Consider the following 15947-nt stretch of genomic DNA (forward strand, 5'->3'; position numbering starts at 1 on the left):
GCCCGCCGGGCGCCCCGGGCCCCGGGGGCCGGGGGGGGGCCCGGCGCGGGGGGGGGGGGGGGGGCCGGGGGGGGGGGGGGGGGGCCGCGCCGGGGCCGCCCGGGGCCCCGCCGGGGCGCCCCCCCCCCCACCCCCCGCACACCGGCCGGGCCCGCCGACGACGGGACCGGAGTACTTCGACGTTCCGGCCGGAGACACCTCGACGCTGCCGGGCCCACAGCTGGGCGAGATTCCGCCGCAGGCCGGTACGCCGTGGGGCGCACCGCAGCCGGAGCCGACCGCCGCCGAGCCGGAGCGGCAGGAGCAGTCGGACCAGCAGGAGCAGGCCGTTCAGCAGGGGCAGCCCGTTGAGCAGGGCCAGCCCGTTCCACAGGAGCCGGGGCAGGCGCAGGGGCCGGTGGTCGCTGAGCCGATGGCCGAGGCCGAGCCGGTCGCGCCCGCCTCCGCCGACGCGCCGGTCCCGCCGGAGGCGCACCCGGAGCAGCTCCAGCACCCGGAGCAGTTCCAGCAGCCCGCGCAGACCGAGCAGGCGGCTGAATCGCTTCAGCAGGCGGCCCCGGCGGAAACGGTCGTCCCCGAGGCGGCCCAGCCGGAAGCCGCGACGGAGGCCGAGCCTGTCGCCGAGCCCCAGCCCGAGCCCGCCCCCGGGGCCCACGCCCCGGTCCAGGCGGTTGATCAAGCCCAGGCCCACGCCCCGGCCGTGGACCAAGCTCAGGCCCAGCCCCCGTCCGGGGCCCTCGCCGACCAGCCGTCCGAAGCCCCCGCCGCGGAAGAGCAGGCTCCGGAGGCACCGGCCCTGGAGGCACAGACCTCTGAGGCCCAGGCGCCGGAGGCACCGGCTCCGGAGGCCGAAGCCGTCGCTGAGACCGAGGCCCCGGCCGAGCCGCAGACGCTCACGACTCCCCACGAGGTCCCGCCCGTCGCGGCGGAGGCCGTTGCCCTGGCACCCGCGGCCGCTCCCGAACTCCAGCCGGTGTCCCCGGAACCGGCCCCGGAACCGGCCCCGGCCCCAGAACCGGCACCGGCACCGGAACCGGCCCCTGCCCCGGCACTGGCCCCTGCCCCGGAAGCCGTGCCCGGGGAGCCGGTGGCCGTGGCCGAAGCGCCGGTCACGGACGAGCCGGTCACGGACGAGCCGGTGGCCGACGAGCCGGTCGCGGCGGCCGCCGTCGACGAGCCCCCGTCCGTCCAGCCCGTGCCCGTGCCCGAGTCCGAGCTCCAGCCGGTCGCGGCGTCGGCTGGGGCCCCGCAGACGGCGGCGCCCGCACCGGAGCCCGTAACGGCGGAGCAGATGGAGGCCGCGGCGGTCCCGGCCCCGGCGGCCGTCCCGGAGGCGGTCGCCGTGGCCGAGGCGCTGGCGGGCCCCGAGATCATCGAGACCCCGGAGCTCGCGGAGCCGCAGGGCCTCGCGGAGCCCGACCGGCCGTCCCAGCCGGTACGGACCGGGGCGGGCTCCGCCTCGGTGCCGCAGCCGGAGCAGCACCAGGTGGCCGACGCGACCCCGCAGCAGCCCGGGGCGGCCGTCGCCGAGCCGTTCACCCCGCCCGCCCCCGGCTACGACGACGCCGAACGCGAAGCGGTGCTGCGGGTCATGCGCGAGCGCCGGGACATCCGCAACGGCTTCCGCGGCGACCCGATCCCGCACGAGGTCCTGCTCCGGGTGCTGGAGGCCGCGCACACCGCGCCGAGCGTCGGCCACTCCCAGCCCTGGGACTTCGTCGTCATCCGCTCGGCGGAGACCCGTCGCACCATGCACGAGCTGGCCCAGAGCCAGCGCGACGCCTACGCCAAGTCGCTGCCCAAGGGCCGGGCGAAGCAGTTCAAGGAACTGAAGATCGAGGCGATCCTCGACACCCCGGTCAACATCGTCGTCACCGCCGACCCCACCCGCGGTGGCCGCCACACGCTCGGTCGGCACACCCAGCCGCAGATGGCGCCGTACTCCTCGGCCCTCGCCGTCGAGAACCTGTGGCTCGCCGCCCGCGCCGAGGGCCTCGGCGTCGGCTGGGTCAGCTTCTTCGACGAGCGGGAGATGGTCCGCGCGCTCGGTCTGCCCGAGCACCTCGAAGTGGTGGCCTACCTCTGCGTCGGCTATGTCGACGAGTTCCCGGAGGAGCCCGAGCTGATGCAGGCGGGCTGGTCGAAGCGCCGCCCGCTGTCCTGGGTCGTCCACGAGGAGACGTACGGCCGCCGCGCGCTGCCCGGCGCCGAGCCGCACGACCTGCTCCAGGAGACGATCTCCGCCATCCGCCCGCTGGACGCCAAGGCGCTGGGCGAGGCGTGGGAGCGCCAGAAGCGGATGACCAAGCCCGCCGGCGCCCTCGGCATGCTGGAGATCATCTCCGCGCAGCTGTCCGGGCTCTCCCGGATGTGCCCGCCGCCGGTCCCGGAGCCCGCGGCCGTGGCCATCTTCGCCGGTGACCACGGGGTGCACGCCCAGGGCGTCACCGCCTGGCCGCAGGAGGTCACCGCCCAGATGGTGGCGAACTTCCTCGGCGGCGGAGCCGTCTGCAACGCGTTCGCGGCCCAGGTCGGCGCGGAGGTCTGCGTCGTGGACGTCGGCGTGGCCACCGAGCTGCCCGCGACCCCCGGCCTGCTGCCCCGCAAGGTGCGCCCGGGGACGGCGGACTTCACCACGGGCCCCGCCCTCAGCCGCGAGGACGTGCTGGCCGCGATCGAGGTCGGCATCGAGACCGCCCGGGACCTGGTCGCGGCGGGCAACAAGGCGCTGCTCACCGGTGAGATGGGCATCGCCAACACCTCCGCGTCGGCCGCCCTGATCTGCGTTTACACGGGGATCGACGCCGCAGAGGTGACCGGCCGGGGGACCGGCATCAACGACGCGATGCACGCCCGCAAGGTCGACGTCGTGCGCCGGGCGCTCGACCTCCACCAGCCGGACCCGGCCGACCCGATCGGGGTCCTCGCGGCGGTCGGCGGCCTGGAGCACGCGGCGATGGCCGGGTTCCTCCTCGGCGGCGCCTCCCTGCGTACGCCGGTGATCCTGGACGGCGTGAGCGCGGGCGCGGCCGCCCTGGTCGCCCGCGCCATCGCCCCCGAGGCGCTCGCCGCCTGCGTCGCGGGCCACCGCAGCGCCGAGCCCGGCCACGTCGCGGCCCTCAACAAGCTGGGCCTGCGCCCCCTGGTCGACCTCGACCTCCGCCTCGGCGAGGGCACCGGCGCGCTGCTGGCGCTGCCGATCGTGCAGAGCGCGGCACGGGCCATGCACGAGGTGGCGACGTTCGACTCGGCGGGAGTGACGGAGAAGTAACCGCTCCGGCTCCGCCCGACGGTGGGGTGCGGGGGCAGGGGAGCGCGCCCCCGCCCCCGCACCCCACCGCGTACCACCCCGTATCGTGTTCCCCACCCGGGAACGCCTGATTCCGCACGTCACAGCCGCTCCACCGCCGCAGCGGCCTCTCCCCAGCACCCCGCACGAGGAGCAGTACCGCCATGGCCGAGCACGCAGACCGCGCCGAGCACACAGCTCACGCCGATCACCCCGCGTACCCCGTGGGGCTGCGTCTCCACGGCCGCCGCACCGTCGTCATCGGCGGCGGCCAGGTCGCCCAGCGCAGGCTGCCGCAGCTCATCGCCACCGGTGCCGTCATCACCCTCGTCTCCCCGTCCGCGACCCCCTCCGTCGAGGCGATGGCGGACGCGGGGGAGATCCGCTGGGAGCGCCGCCGCTACCAGGACGGCGACCTCGCCGATACCTGGTACGCCCTGGTCGCCTCCTCCGACACCGCCGCCAACGACGCCGCGTCCGCAGAGGCCGAGCGGACCCGCACCTGGTGCGTGCGGGCCGACGACGCCGAGGCCGCCACCGCGTGGACCCCCGCCACCGGCCGGATCGACAACATCACCGTCGCCGTCCTCAACACCACCCCCCAGGGCCGCGACCCCCGGCACACCGCCGCCCTCCGCGACGTCATCGTCGAAGGCCTGCGCGACGGGACCCTCGCCACCCCGCGCCACCGCAACCACGCCCCAGGCGTCGCGCTGGTCGGCGGCGGCCCCGGCGACCCGGACCTGATCACGGTGCGCGGCCGCCGACTCCTCGCCGAGGCCGACGTGGTCATCGCCGACCGCCTCGGCCCCCGCGACCTGCTCGACGAACTGCCCCCGCACGTCGAGGTGATCGACGCGGCGAAGATCCCCTACGGCCGGTTCATGGCCCAGGAGGCCATCAACCAGGCCCTGGTCGAGCACGCCAAGGCGGGCAAGGCCGTCGTCCGGCTCAAGGGCGGCGACCCGTTCGTCTTCGGCCGGGGCATGGAGGAGGCCCAGGCGCTCGCCGCCGAGGGCATCCCCTGCACGATCGTCCCCGGCATCTCCAGCACCATCTCCGTCCCCGGGGCGGCCGGCATCCCGGTCACCCACCGCGGGGTGGCCCACGAGTTCACCGTCGTCAGCGGCCATGTCGCCCCCGAGGACCCGCGCTCCCTGGTCGACTGGGCGGCCATCGCCCGGCTGCGCGGCACCCTCGTCCTGCTGATGGCCGTCGACAAGATCGGCGCCATCGCCGCCGCCCTCGTCGCCCACGGCAAGGACCCCGCCACCCCGGTCGCCCTCGTCCAGGAAGGCACCACCGCCGCCCAGCGCCGGGTCGACGCGACCCTCGCGGACGTCGGGGAGCGCGCTGCGGCCGAGGACGTACGCCCACCCGCGGTGATCGTCATCGGCGAGGTCGTCGCGGTCGGCCCGGACTCGCCGCCGGACACCGACCCGGACGCGGCCGGGTGACCCCGTAGTGCGGTCGCTCCACCCCAGGCGTTGGCACCACCCACCGGACAAGGCAGTATCACTCTGTGGCAGACATCATCACCGTCGACGATCCCGACGACCCGCGCCTCGGCGACTACACCGGACTGACCGACGTCGAACTGCGGCGACGGCGCGAGCCCGCCGAGGGATTGTTCATCGCCGAGGGCGAGAAGGTGATCCGGCGCGCCCGCCTCGCCGGGTACGAGATGCGCTCCATGCTGCTCTCCGCCAAGTGGGTCGACGCCATGCGCGACGTCATCCACGAGGTCCCGGCCCCGGTGTACGCCGTCGACCCGGACCTCGCCGAACGCGTCACCGGCTACCACGTCCACCGCGGCGCGCTCGCGTCCATGCGGCGCAAGCCCCTGCCGGCCGCCGACGCCCTCCTCACCACCGCCCGCCGCGTGGTGGTCATGGAGTCGGTGAACGACCACACCAACATCGGCGCGATCTTCCGCAGCGCAGCGGCCCTCGGCATGGACGCGGTCCTGCTCTCCCCGGACTGCGCCGACCCGCTCTACCGGCGTTCCGTCAAGGTCTCCATGGGCGCGGTGTTCTCCGTCCCCTACGCCCGTCTCGAAGCCTGGCCCCGGGCGCTGGAGACGGTACGGGAAGCGGGCTTCCGGCTTCTCGCCCTGACCCCCGACGCCAAGGCCACCAGCATCGACGAGGCGGCCCCGCACCGGCTGGACCGGGTGGCGCTGATGCTCGGAGCCGAGGGGGAAGGGCTGTCCGCCAAGGCCCTGAGGGCGGCCGACGAATGGGTCCGCATCCCGATGGCCCACGGGGTGGACTCGCTGAACGTGGGCGCGGCGGCCGCCGTCGCCTTCTACGCGGTGACGACGGGCCGCCCGGAGAGCTGACCCCCGGTCCTCCCCGGCCTCAGAAGGAGAGCGAGGACCGCTGCCCGTACGGCGACGGGGCGTCCTGCCCGCCCGGGACCGGGGCGTCCGGGGCGAGGGCCCGCGGGGCCCGGTCCGTGACCCGCTCGCTCCCGCCGAGCCCGCGCGCCGGTCCCTGACAGCCCTGCGCCGCCGCGATCCCCAGTGCCACCAGCAGCGTCACCACCACGAACACCACCAGCCGCTGCCGCAGCAGCCGGGGGTTGGCGGGCCGCCGCCCCGCCGAGGTCGTCCGGGCGGCGGGGCGGGTACCCGGCCTGCCGTTGGTCCCCGCGGCCGGTCCCGGCCGCTTGCCGGAACCCGATCGCGTCGTGTTGCGCGGCACCCCCGGCCGCGACCCACCGGTGCGCGGAGCCGCCGGACGCGCGGGCGCGGGGCGGCGCTCCTGCCGCGGACGCGAGCCCGACGGGCCCTCCGTGCGGCGGGTGTGCTGATCGGCGTAGGGATCGGCCATCCGGCCGGTCGGCCGGTCGATCTCCTGGGCGGAGCGCTGGGCGGGCGGCCTGCTCTCGTGCAGCCCCTGGGCCTCGCGCGCCGCGATCTCCTTGAGCCGCATGGACAGTTGCAGGGTGCTGGGCCGCTCCTGCGGGTCCTTCGCCAGACAGGCCCGGATCAGCGGCGCGAGAGCGTCGTGCACCCCGTGGAGCTGCGCCTCCTCGTGCACCACGCGGTACAGCATCACCTCGGAACTGCCGTGTCCGAAGGGGGAGTCGGCCATCGCCGCGTACGCCAGGGTCGCGCCGAGCGAGAAGACGTCCGTCGCGGGCGTCACCGCCGCGCCCCGGACCTGCTCGGGTGCCAGGAACCCGGGCGACCCCACCGCCGTACCGACATGGGTCAGCGTGCTGGCCCCGGTCGCCCAGGCGATGCCGAAGTCGATGATGCGGGGACCCTTGGGGGAGAGCAGGATGTTCGACGGCTTCAGGTCGCGGTGGACCACTCCCGCCTCGTGCACCGCCACCAGCCCCTCGGAGAGCGCGGCCCCGATCGAGGCCACCTCCGCCGCGGCCAGGGGGCCCTCCTCGGCCACCTTGTCGTGGAGCGAGGGGCCGGGCACGTACTGCGTGGCGAACCACGGGCGGTCCGCCTCCAGGTCGGCGGCGACCAGCCGGGCCGTGCAGCCACCGCGGATGCGCCGGGCCGCCGACACCTCACGGGCGAACCGCGAACGGAACTCCTGGTCCTCCGCCAGGTCGGGGCGGATCACCTTGAGCGCCACCCGCTGGCCCCGCCGGTCCGAGCCCAGGTAGACCACGCCCATGCCGCCCGCGCCGAGCCGCCGGTGCAGCCGGAACGAGCCGACGAGACGCGGGTCCTCGCGCCGGAGCCGCATCATCGCCATCGTCTGCCCATCCCCGCTGCCTGGTCCGCCTGACGAGGCACAGCTTACGTACCCCGCGCCCGGCGCGCTCAGAGGCCGCGCCCTCCCCGGGGAGGGGATTGTCCGGGCCCGGCGGGAGAGGTGAAGAGGGGTCAGGGTTCCCCCGTTGCGGCCCCTATGCCCATCGGCCCCCGCCAAGACGCCGACGGACAGGGGAGTTTGGGGCCGACGACTGCCGCCGCCGCTGGCCTGGCCCCAAGCCCGTGACGCCTGCTCCGGGATACCGGGCGGTGGTGTCCGCGGCGGCCCTCGGGACGGGTGCGGCCGGTCGGCGGACGTGAGTGAAGTCACCCGCCGCCCGCCCCTCGGACCCCCGGGCGTCCCCTCGGGGATGACCCCAGCCTTCCGGCCGGGCGTCTCCACCCAGGGGAGTACACCGGCCGCCGGGGGCTCATCCTCCGGGAGGCCCGGTATTCGGTACGCGGGCATGACGCCCCCCGCCCTCCGCTTACCTAATGTTGAGGTCAAGCGGCGGGCGAGCACTCGTCCCCCGAGGTCACACGCCCGCCGCTCCCGATCAGGTCAGGAGAGGAACCATGGCGGACACGGCAACGCGGACAGTGGTCCGTATGCGAGGGCGCAAGGCGTACGCCTCGTTCGGCGCCCGCCCGTCCGGCACCCGGCACCCCTTGGTGGCGACGGCCATGGTCCTTCCCCTGGCGGCCCTGCTGGTGGTCGTCTTCGGCGGCTGGGAAGCGGTGGTCACACAGGCGTCGTCCGTGGCGGTGATGCTGGGGCGCTGAGCGGCGCCCCGGGGTCCGGAAGAGCGGTCCGGACCCGCGTCATCCGGCCAACAGCCCCGTGGGGACGGGGGTGCGGCGGACGGCAGCGTTTGTCCGGTCAGCTGGGGAGCTGACCGGACATCGCGCTGTCCGGGCCCGTGCGCGCCGCCGGTCGCCGCCCCGGCCCGGTCCCGCCCGGGGGCGCGTTACGCTCACGGCGGGACCGGTGCCACAGCCGGGCAGACCGTCGCCGGGGGAGCCCTTGACCAGCACCGAGACCTCAGCCGTGGACGATCTGGGTGCCCTCGCGCACCGCCTCTCCCACCCCGCCGCCACACCCTGCGTATGCGAGGCGCCCCGGGTGCTGGCGGACCGGCCGGACGGCACCGTGGTCCGCAGCGGTACGACGGTGGCCAAGGCCCACGCCCCCGGCACCGACCGCGAGGCCCTGGCCGCGCGGATCGCCGTGGCCGCAGACCCGCGGCTGGCCGGCATCCTGCTCCCACCGCTCACCGCCCCGGCCTCCCCGGCCGCCCCCGGACCCGGCACCGCCGTCCGCGGCACCCGGCCCCCGGCCGCGTCCCGGCCCGTCACGCTCTGGCCGTACGGGGAACCCGTCGACCCCAGCGATCCGCAGGCCGCTCCCTGGGCCGACGCCGCCGTGCTGCTCGCCCGGCTCCACCGGACACCGCCCCCCGTCCCGTTCCCGCCCATGCGAGGCCCCGCCAAGGCGGCAGAGGCCGTCGACCGGATGCGTACCGCCCTCCCCGGCCACCCCTCGGCTCTCCCCGTGCTGGCCGCCTGGGACGCCCTGCCCGCCTGGGCCCGGGACGAGACCCCGGCGCCCGGGGCCAGGGGGCGGTTCCTGTGCCACGGGGACCTGCACCTGGGCCAGCTCGTGCGCCACCCGGCCCCGGACGGGCCCTGGCTGCTCATCGACGTCGACGACCTGGGGACGGGCGACCCGGCGTGGGACCTCGCCCGCCCCGCCGCCTGGTACGCGGCCGGGCTGCTGCCGCCCGAGGACTGGCTGACCTTCCTGGACGCCTATCGGTCCGCCGGTGGCCCCGCCGTGCCGGCCGACGGGGATCCCTGGCCCGCGCTGGACGTCCCGGCCCGCGCGCTGACCGTACAGACGGCGGCCCTGGCCCTCGTCAAGTGCGCCGCCGGGCAACGGGATCCGGACGAACCGGAAGCGCTGATGCTCGCATCCTGTGCCCGAATCGCTACGTCACCGCCCGAGTTGGCGACCGGCCCGGCGTCGTAGGCTGAACAGGCCGTCACCGGGGGGACTTTCCGGCGGCGGCGTGACGACAGCGACGAGGGCGAGGGAGCCGAGCCGATGATGCAGTGTCCCAAGTGTCACGCACAGATGCACACGTACAACCGCAACGGCGTCCAGATCGAACAGTGCAGCGGCTGCCGGGGGATATTCCTCGACTACGGCGAGCTGGAGTCGCTGACCCGGCTGGAGTCGCAGTGGTCCCAGCAGGCACCGCCCCCGCCGCCGGTCCCGGGGGCCTATCCGTCCGCCCCCGCCGCCCATGCCCCGGCCTGGGGCGCACCGCAGCACGGACACGGCGGGCACTACGGCCACCACCGGCAGAAGGGCTTCGGCCGGATGCTCTTCTCCTCCTGACTCCTCACCGTCGCGAGGAGCGTGGGCACGACGAAGAGGACCCCCGGCCGTCGAAACGGCCGGGGGTCCTCGGTGGTGCGCGATACTGGGATTGAACCAGTGACCTCTTCCGTGTCAGGGAAGCGCTCTCCCGCTGAGCTAATCGCGCGGGGTGGTCCTGCGTTTACCGCGTGTGCACTACGTGCGCGATACTGGGATTGAACCAGTGACCTCTTCCGTGTCAGGGAAGCGCTCTCCCGCTGAGCTAATCGCGCGGGGATCCTTACGGACCGTGATCCTTGCGGATCAGTGGACGATACTGGGATTGAACCAGTGACCTCTTCCGTGTCAGGGAAGCGCTCTCCCGCTGAGCTAATCGTCCTTGGAGGTGGAGACGGGATTTGAACCCGTGTAGACGGCTTTGCAGGCCGTTGCCTCGCCTCTCGGCCACTCCACCAGGGACGGGGGCCCGGGAAGAATCCCCCGTCTCTGCGAGCGGACGACCAGGTTCGAACTGGCGACCTCAACCTTGGCAAGGTTGCGCTCTACCAACTGAGCTACGTCCGCTTGTCTTTCCCGGTGCGCTTGCGCGTCCCGGCGACGAGTTGAACTCTAGCGGATTCCCGGGCCAGCACAAAAACGCGTTTACGCAGCGTGCTGCCCGGACCTCGGCCCGCTCCCCGCCCCGGCGCAGGTCACCACGTACCGTCCTAGACTCACCAGGGTGTCCGACCTCGCCCCCCTGGCCCGCTTCGGCGGCCTCGTCGCCTCCGGTCTGCGGGACGTGACCCATGATCCGGCGGCGCTCGACTCGTCCGGTTTCTGGGCCGTGTGCGCCGACTTCGAAGGCCGTGTTGTCTGCGCCCGCTTCGCCACCGTACGCCGCGAGCCGGTGCCCGCTCCCGTGCCCGGAGCCTGGCGCGGGCCCGGCACGGGGGAGTGGATGACCTCACTGGACCGTGACGCCTACACCGCGGGCGTACGGCGCATCCGTGAACACATCGCGGCGGGCGAGGTCTACCAGGCCAACCTCTGCCGGGTGCTCTCCGCACCGTTGCCCGACGCCGGGGCGGGAGCCGACGTGGACGCCCTCACCGCCCTGCTGGCGCGCGGCAACCCGGCCCCGTACGCGGGAACGATCCGGCTCCCCGCGCACGGGGTGGAGATCGCCACCGCGTCCCCCGAGCTGTTCCTCGGGCGCGACGGCCGGGTGGTGGAGTCCGGGCCGATCAAGGGCACCGGCCGGACCGAGGAGGACCTGCTGGACAAGGACCATGCCGAGAACGTCATGATCGTCGACCTGGTCCGCAACGACCTGGGACGCGTCTGCGCGACCGGCAGCATCACCGTGCCCGATCTCTGCGTGACCGAGAAGCATCCGGGCCTCGTCCACCTCGTCTCCACCGTCCGGGGGCGGCTGAGCGACGGGGCGGGCTGGCCGGAGCTGTTCGGCGCGGCCTTCCCGCCCGGATCGGTCACCGGGGCGCCGAAGTCCAGCGCGCTGCGGATCATCGCCGGGCTGGAGCGGGGTCCGCGCGGCCCCTACTGCGGTGCGGTCGGCTGGGTCGACGCCGACCGGGGCACCGCCTCCCTCGCCGTGGGCATACGCACGTTCTGGATCGACCGGACCGGGCCCGCGCCGCTGCTGCGGTTCGGAACCGGCGCGGGCATCACGTGGGGATCGGACCCGGAGCGCGAGTGGGAGGAGACCGAGCTGAAGGCGTCGCGGCTGCTCGCGGTAGCGTCGGGCGCGTACCAGGAGACAGGAAGGACCGCGCCATGAGGATCTGGGTCAACGGCCGACTGCGGGACGCCGACGACGCCCGGCTGTCGGTGCTCGACCACGGACTGACCGTGGGCGACGGCATCTTCGAGACCGTCCGCACCAGCCAGGGGCGTCCCTTCGCCCTGACCCGGCACCTCGACCGGCTCACCCGGTCCGCCCGCGGTCTCGGTCTGCCCGACCCGGACCTCGACGAGGTCCGCCGGGCCGTGGCGGCGGTCATCGACGCCAACCCCGTACCGCTGGGGCGGCTGCGGATCACCTGCACCGGCGGGCTCTCCCCGCTCGGCTCGGACCGGGGGACCGCGGGGCCGAGCCTGGTCGTCGCGCTCGACGGGGTCAGCCGCCGCCCGGACAGCACCGCGGTGATCACCGTCCCCTGGACACGCAACGAACGCGGCGCGCTCGTCGGCCTGAAGACCACCTCGTACGCCGAGAACGTCCTCGCTCTCGCCCGCGCCCGTGAGCGCGGCGCCTCCGAGGCGCTGTTCCCCAACACGGCCGACCGCCTCTGCGAGGGGACCGGCTCCAACGTGTTCGTCGTCCTGGACGGCCGTATCCACACCCCGCCGGTGGCCTCCGGGTGCCTGGCCGGGATCACCCGCGCGCTCGCCGTGGAGTGGACCGGGGCGGAGGAGACCGACCTGCCGATGGAGGTGCTCGCCGAGGCGCAGGAGGTGTTCCTGACCTCGACGCTCCGCGACGTCCAGGCGGTGCACCGGATCGACGACCGTGAGCTGACGCCCGGCCCCGGACCGGTGACGGCCAAGGCGATGCGGCTCTTCGACGAGCGGGCCGGGAACGACCTGGACCCCTGACCGGGAACGACCTGGACCTCGGACCGGGAACGACCTGGACCTCGGACCGGGACCGGGCGGCGGCCGCGGTCCGGGTCGAAAAGCGGGTGACGGGCCGCCCGGCGGGGGATACAACCCCTTGATGACCACCACACTCCGGCCGTCCGGGCCGCTTCAGGAGAACGTCGACGGGGTGCGGGCGCGCCGCTACGACGTGTGCGACAACGGGCGCCCCGTCGGAGCCGTGGAGATCGGCACCGACGAGGCGTTCGGTCCCACGGCGGGCGTCCTGCGCTCGCTGAGCGTCGAGGAGGCGCGCCGCCGGCGCGGCCGGGGCGTCATCGCCTCGCTCGCCGCCGAGGAAGTGCTGCGCGGCTGGGGATGCGTCCAGGTGCGCGCGGAGGTCCCCGCAGACAACGAGCCGGCCCGCCGCCTGGCCGCCGCCCTCGGCTACACCGAACGCAGCCGCGTCATGGCCAAGACCCTCGACCCCGGCGCCCCGGCCCCGCTGCCCGCCGGGCTCACCGCGCGGGCGATGAGCGAGGAGGAGTTCGCGCACTGGAGGCAGGACGCGGTCCGCTCGTACGCCCGGAACTGGGTCGAGCGCGGAGTGCCGCCGGAGCAGGCGCGGATCAAGTCGGAGCACGACCACGCCGTCCATCTCCCGGACGGCCTCGCCACCGCGGGGGTGCGGTTCGCCGTGCTGGTGGCGGCGGGCGAGGCCGTCGGCCATGTGTGGGTGGCCCGGCGGGAGACGCCCCCGGGTGGGGCCGACGGATACGTCTTCGACGTGGAGGTGCGCGAGGGGCACCGGGGCCGGGGATACGGCCGGTCCCTGATGCGGCTGGCCGAGGACATTACCCGTTCCTGGGGCGCGGACCGGCTCGGGCTGCACGTCTTCGCCACCAACACCCCGGCCCTGCGGCTGTACGAGTCCCTGGGCTACGCGACCACGCGCTACCACTTGGCCAAGGCGCTGTAGCCGCTCCGCCCGCCTGGGTCCTGCGTCCCGCCCGGCCGGAACGCGCGCCCGGCGTCCCGGCCTCCCGGGGACCGGCCGGGGCCCTACGCCTCCCGCGCGGCCAGGAGGCGGTCGGCGATCTCCTCGATCCGCTCCCGCAGCCCCTCCTGGCTCTTGCCGCCGTCCAGCCGCTCGTCGCCGATCACATAGGTGGGTGTTCCCGTGACGCCGATCGCCTTGCCCTCGGCCTGGTCGGCGTCGACGATCAGCAGATGCCTGCCGTCGATCAGGGCGGTGTCGAACTCCTCCGCGTCCAGGCCCAGTTCGCGCGCCACGTCGAGCAGCACCGGTTCGCCGTCGCGGCCGAGGCCGGCGTTCCTGGCCAGCAGCGCCTCGATGTAGGGCCAGTCCTGGCCCTGGGCGGCGGCCTCCTCGGCGGCCTGGGCGGCGGCGTAGGCGTGCCGGTGCTTGTCCAGCGGGAAGTGCCGCAGCCGGATCAGGACCCGGTCGCCGTAGCGGGCGCGCAGAGCCCGCACGTCGCTGAGGGCCTGGTGGCAGTCGGGGCACTGGAGGTCGCACCAGAGGTCGAGGACGACCGGTGCGGCGGGGGTGGAATCGCTCATGACCCCAGTCTTTCAGGCCGGCCGGGCTCCGCCCCGCCGGGACCTGGGGAGGAGCCCGGCCCTGAAATGTCCCTGAGGTGGGCCGCCGCCGTGGCCCCGACGGCGGTGCCCGGTGCAGGATGGAAGGGACGTACACCCTGCGGCTGGAGGCCCCGATGCTTGCCGAGACCATCTGTTCCGCGGTGTCGGCGGCCGGGCTGGGCATCGCCGCGGTGAGCGCGTACCGCAAGCGGTTCCTCACGGCGACGCGGATCGCCGCCTACTCCCTCGTCCCGGTCGGGCTCGTGCTGACCGGCGTCGTGGAGTGGGTCGCGGGGATCGCCTTCAAGCCGAGCGTCTGGATAGGTTTCGGGCTGCTCGGTGTCGCCTGGCTGCTGTTCATGACCACCCGCACCGTCGAACGCCGCCGCGGCACCACCCGCGCGGAACGCAAGGCCGCGCGGGCCGCCGGACGGAGCGAGGCCGTCGCCCCGGCCGCCTCAGCGCCGTCGCTCGGAGCGGGAGCCGCGGCGGGTACCGCGGCGGCGAGGCCGAAGCCGAAGAAGCAGCCGGAGGCCGCCGCAGGAGGCGACGACTTCAGCGACATCGAGGCGATCCTCAAGAAGCACGGCATCTGACCGGAGAACCCGGGGGAGGGCTTGTCACCCGCCCCTGAGGTGCCTCCGGTCCGAAAATCCGACGGTGACCCGTACGCGGGAGCGATTTTCCCTGCCCACGGGACGGTGAACTCCTCGGAGAATCAACCGGGTTGATCGCCAACGCGGTCGCGTGTGGGTCATGATCGCCCCGAGATGGTGGATATTTCCCGGGGCGAGGCCCCCGCACCCCCCGTACCCCCTGCCCAAGAGCCGCGCGGCTGCCTGTTCGCGTTGTCCCAGCCGCCCTTGATGATCTTTCTGACGGTCATCGGGAGTCTGCTGCTGATGGCCGCCCTGCACGACCTCTTCCTGCTGTGACGGCCCTCGGAGACGCCGTGCCCCCTCAGCCCGAGGCTTCCTTACGCCGCGCCCGGTACGCCGCGACGTGGAGCCTGTTGCCGCAGGTACGGCTGGAGCAGTAGCGGCGGGAGCGGTTGCGGGACAGGTCCACGAAGGCGTGGCCGCAGTCCGGCGCCTCGCAGCGGCGCAGCCGCTCCTGTTCGCCCGCCACGATGATGAAGGCGAGTGCCATCCCGCAGTCCGCCGCGAGGTGGTCGGCGAGCGAGGCGTCCGGCGCGAAGTAGTGCACGTGCCAGTCGTAGCCGTCGTGGTCGGTGAGCTGCGGGGTGGTCCCGGCCGCCGCGACCAGCCGGTTGACCAGGTCCGCGGCCGTACGGGCGTCCGGGGTCGCGAAGACCTCCGCGAAGCTGGCCCGTACGCCCCGCACGGCGGTCAGGTCCTTCTCGCCGAGCGTGCCGACGCCGCTGATGTGGTGCCGCCCGGCGAAGGCGTACAACGCGGCCACGTCGGGCAGGCCTTCCGTGAGCCCGTCCTCCATGTCGTCGGCAGGCGGTTCGCTCTCCGGTGCGGTGTTGACCAGATCGACCACCGCGTCGAGGGCGATCCGGGTGTCGTGTGGGATCAGCACGCTTCGCTCCCTGGCCTCCGGCGGGCGGGTGCCTGCCGATGGCGGCTGACTCTACTGGCTCGGCCGCTCCCTGCCCGGCCCGGCGGGGGCACGGCTGGGCGGAGGGCTGCCTTCCGGTGGCGGGGGCCACCGGAGCTGCGGCCGTCGGGGGAGCCGGGGCGGGGGCTGATGGTCCACGCGCGCCGACGCCGTCACCGCGGTGGATTCCGCGGTGACGGCGCCGGTGTCCGCCGTATGTGGTTGTCCGCGCGACGCCGTCTCCCCGAGTCGGACGGCGTCGTGCAGCTCTCGGCCTGGCTCAGCTTTCGGCCAGGATGTGGGAGAGCTCCGTGTCGAGGTCGAAGTGGCGATGCTCGGTGCCGGGTGGAACCGCGGCGTCGGTCCTCTTCAGGAACGACTCCAGGGCTCGTGCCGGGGCTTCGAGCAGCGCCTCGCCCTCTGGGGAGCTCAGTGCGATGCATACGACGCCTTGACCGTGACTGCGTGACGGCCAGACGCGGACGTCTCCGGTGCCGGTGGGCCGGTGCAGCCCCTCGGCAAGGAGGTCACGGGCGAAAACCCACTCGACCGTCTCCTCCGCTCCGGTGTGGAAGGTGGCGTGCACGGCATACGGATCGGCCGTGTCATACCGCAGGCCCGCGGGTACAGGCAGTGAGGACTCGCTCGACACAACGAGGCGCAGGTGCAGCTCGCAGCTGACCGTGGTGTTCATAAGCGCCAGGGCCTTTCGCTCAGTGTGCGCTCGGGGATTCGCACGTCGGCGAAATCGACATGCCACCTACGGTGGTGTTGTAAACCCCTCTGACCCATTTGTGATGCTTCGGGTC

Annotated in this window: 15 protein-coding genes and 5 tRNA genes; 11 read left to right on the forward strand and 9 right to left on the reverse strand. The window is 74.5% G+C overall.

The window, feature by feature from the left end:
* From cobT to ACIRRU_RS25705, 3 genes are all read left to right on the forward strand, one after another.
* Positions 1-3271: nicotinate-nucleotide--dimethylbenzimidazole phosphoribosyltransferase (gene cobT / locus ACIRRU_RS25695; protein ID WP_403684271.1), on the forward strand; the 3271-nt coding region annotated here is incomplete at its 5' end.
* Between the two features lie 182 nt (positions 3272-3453).
* Positions 3454-4746 (forward strand): uroporphyrinogen-III C-methyltransferase, encoded by a 1293-nt coding sequence (cobA, locus tag ACIRRU_RS25700; protein WP_403684273.1) that lies wholly within the window; start codon positions 3454-3456, stop codon positions 4744-4746.
* A 65-nt stretch (positions 4747-4811) separates the two neighbouring features.
* The gene (locus ACIRRU_RS25705; protein WP_403684275.1) at positions 4812-5630 is read left to right on the forward strand and encodes a TrmH family RNA methyltransferase; all 819 of its coding nucleotides are present in this window, start codon (positions 4812-4814) and stop codon (positions 5628-5630) included.
* Positions 5631-5649: 19 nt separating this feature from the next.
* On the opposite strand, the gene ACIRRU_RS25710 is transcribed toward ACIRRU_RS25705, so the two are convergent.
* The gene (locus tag ACIRRU_RS25710; protein ID WP_403684277.1) at positions 5650-7011 is read right to left on the reverse strand and encodes a serine/threonine-protein kinase; all 1362 of its coding nucleotides are present in this window, start codon (positions 7009-7011) and stop codon (positions 5650-5652) included.
* A gap of 575 nt (positions 7012-7586) precedes the next feature.
* On the opposite strand from ACIRRU_RS25710, the gene ACIRRU_RS25715 reads away from it, so the two are divergent.
* The 3 genes from ACIRRU_RS25715 to ACIRRU_RS25725 all read left to right on the forward strand — a co-directional run bounded on the left by ACIRRU_RS25715 (position 7587) and on the right by ACIRRU_RS25725 (position 9411).
* Positions 7587-7793 carry a hypothetical protein gene (locus tag ACIRRU_RS25715; protein ID WP_010057250.1) on the forward strand — a complete coding sequence of 69 codons (207 nt, stop codon included), beginning with the start codon at positions 7587-7589 and terminating at the stop codon, positions 7791-7793.
* A 241-nt stretch (positions 7794-8034) separates the two neighbouring features.
* Complete coding sequence (locus ACIRRU_RS25720) at positions 8035-9039, forward strand: phosphotransferase family protein (RefSeq protein ID WP_403684279.1); 1005 nt, start codon at positions 8035-8037, stop codon at positions 9037-9039.
* 75 nt (positions 9040-9114) lie between these two features.
* Positions 9115-9411, forward strand: a complete 297-nt coding sequence (locus tag ACIRRU_RS25725) for a zf-TFIIB domain-containing protein (RefSeq protein ID WP_363202423.1) — start codon at positions 9115-9117, stop codon at positions 9409-9411.
* 73 nt (positions 9412-9484) lie between these two features.
* Here ACIRRU_RS25725 and ACIRRU_RS25730 read toward each other — a convergent pair.
* The 5 genes from ACIRRU_RS25730 to ACIRRU_RS25750 all read right to left on the reverse strand — a co-directional run bounded on the left by ACIRRU_RS25730 (position 9485) and on the right by ACIRRU_RS25750 (position 9957).
* Positions 9485-9559, reverse strand: a tRNA-Val gene (locus ACIRRU_RS25730).
* Positions 9560-9593: 34 nt separating this feature from the next.
* Positions 9594-9665: transfer RNA gene (locus ACIRRU_RS25735), tRNA-Val, on the reverse strand.
* A 35-nt stretch (positions 9666-9700) separates the two neighbouring features.
* Positions 9701-9772 (reverse strand) — tRNA-Val (locus ACIRRU_RS25740).
* A gap of 1 nt (position 9773) precedes the next feature.
* A tRNA-Cys gene (locus ACIRRU_RS25745) sits at positions 9774-9847 on the reverse strand.
* A gap of 37 nt (positions 9848-9884) precedes the next feature.
* Positions 9885-9957, reverse strand: a tRNA-Gly gene (locus tag ACIRRU_RS25750).
* 157 nt (positions 9958-10114) lie between these two features.
* On the opposite strand from ACIRRU_RS25750, the gene ACIRRU_RS25755 reads away from it, so the two are divergent.
* The 3 genes from ACIRRU_RS25755 to ACIRRU_RS25765 all read left to right on the forward strand — a co-directional run bounded on the left by ACIRRU_RS25755 (position 10115) and on the right by ACIRRU_RS25765 (position 12952).
* A complete protein-coding gene (locus tag ACIRRU_RS25755) occupies positions 10115-11173 on the forward strand; it encodes a chorismate-binding protein (RefSeq protein WP_403684281.1) in 1059 nt (352 codons plus the stop codon).
* Positions 11170-11991, forward strand: coding sequence for an aminotransferase class IV (locus ACIRRU_RS25760; RefSeq protein WP_403684283.1), 822 nt, complete (start codon positions 11170-11172; stop codon positions 11989-11991). The genes ACIRRU_RS25755 and ACIRRU_RS25760 overlap by 4 nt, the downstream gene beginning before the upstream one ends.
* Positions 11992-12112: 121 nt before the next feature.
* Entirely contained in the window at positions 12113-12952 is an 840-nt protein-coding gene (locus ACIRRU_RS25765; RefSeq protein ID WP_403684285.1) for a GNAT family N-acetyltransferase, read from the forward strand.
* Positions 12953-13035: 83 nt separating this feature from the next.
* Here ACIRRU_RS25765 and ACIRRU_RS25770 read toward each other — a convergent pair whose 3' ends face one another.
* Positions 13036-13554 carry a DsbA family protein gene (locus ACIRRU_RS25770; protein ID WP_403684286.1) on the reverse strand — a complete coding sequence of 173 codons (519 nt, stop codon included), beginning with the start codon at positions 13552-13554 and terminating at the stop codon, positions 13036-13038.
* Positions 13555-13709: 155 nt separating this feature from the next.
* Between ACIRRU_RS25770 and ACIRRU_RS25775 the strand changes: the two genes are divergently transcribed.
* Together ACIRRU_RS25775 and ACIRRU_RS25780 are read left to right on the forward strand one after the other, a co-directional pair.
* On the forward strand, positions 13710-14171 hold the full coding sequence (locus ACIRRU_RS25775) for a hypothetical protein (RefSeq protein ID WP_403684287.1): 462 nt from the start codon (positions 13710-13712) through the stop codon (positions 14169-14171).
* Between the two features lie 174 nt (positions 14172-14345).
* Positions 14346-14510 carry a hypothetical protein gene (locus ACIRRU_RS25780; protein WP_363202428.1) on the forward strand — a complete coding sequence of 55 codons (165 nt, stop codon included), beginning with the start codon at positions 14346-14348 and terminating at the stop codon, positions 14508-14510.
* A gap of 25 nt (positions 14511-14535) precedes the next feature.
* Here ACIRRU_RS25780 and ACIRRU_RS25785 read toward each other — a convergent pair whose 3' ends face one another.
* Together ACIRRU_RS25785 and ACIRRU_RS25790 are read right to left on the reverse strand one after the other, a co-directional pair.
* Complete coding sequence (locus tag ACIRRU_RS25785) at positions 14536-15120, reverse strand: CGNR zinc finger domain-containing protein (protein WP_403684289.1); 585 nt, start codon at positions 15118-15120, stop codon at positions 14536-14538.
* Positions 15121-15418: 298 nt separating this feature from the next.
* The gene (locus tag ACIRRU_RS25790; protein ID WP_003959770.1) at positions 15419-15832 is read right to left on the reverse strand and encodes an SsgA family sporulation/cell division regulator; all 414 of its coding nucleotides are present in this window, start codon (positions 15830-15832) and stop codon (positions 15419-15421) included.
* Positions 15833-15947: the final 115 nt, after the last annotated feature.

The sequence above is a fragment of the Streptomyces sp. NPDC101181 genome (assembly GCF_044767975.1).
GTDB lineage: Bacteria > Actinomycetota > Actinomycetes > Streptomycetales > Streptomycetaceae > Streptomyces.